Origin of the sequence: Streptomyces sp. SID5785 (assembly GCF_009870065.1) — a bacterium.
GTDB lineage: Bacteria > Actinomycetota > Actinomycetes > Streptomycetales > Streptomycetaceae > Streptomyces.
Genome location: NZ_WWIA01000582.1, coordinates 1 through 623, shown reverse-complemented (window position 1 = coordinate 623; position 623 = coordinate 1). Strand labels below are relative to the sequence as shown.

Annotated in this window: 1 pseudogene; it reads left to right on the top strand. The window is 78.7% G+C overall.

Annotation, left to right across the window (positions count from 1 at the left end):
- Positions 1-623: pseudogene (locus tag GTW43_RS18830) on the top strand (hypothetical protein); the annotation flags it as partial.

The following is a 623-nucleotide window of genomic DNA, read 5'->3' as shown; positions in this document are numbered from 1 at the left end:
CTGCTGTACGCGGGCGTCGTGGACGGGGCGAGGATCGTGCTGTTCCACGACGGGCTGCGGCTGGTGCGGTACGCGGAGCCGGAGCACGGGACGAGCGGCGCGGCGCTGGACTTCGCACGGGTGGACGGGGCGACGGGCCCGGAGTCGGGCGCCGTGGTCGTGGACCGGGCGGACGGCAACGTGCGCTATCTGACGGCGCCGTGGGTGACGGGCGCGGCCCTGCGCGACCTGCTGGAGCCGTCCGCCGCACCGCGGCGCCTGGCCAGGTCCCGGGACGGGGTGACGGCTCCGTTCCCGAGCCCGGCCGTCTCGGCGTCCTGCACGGCGTGGAACGCGCTGGCGCTCACGGACGACGGCTCCACCCGGCTCGTCACGGACCTGGGCGAGCTGGTGCCCGCGCGGCTGACGGCGGGGCGTCCGGACGCCCCGCGCGAGGCCAGGCCCGGGGACTGGGCGGCGACGGCGTGTTCGCTGGGCGCGGCCCGCTCGCACGGGGTGCGCACGGTCAACTCATGGGCGTACGCGCGTCAGCCGCTGCCCGAGGGGGCCGGCGAGGCCCGCTGGGTGTGCGCCCGCGCCGAGACGTGGCGCGGCGGCGGCCCGCGCACCCTGGCCCTGTTCCG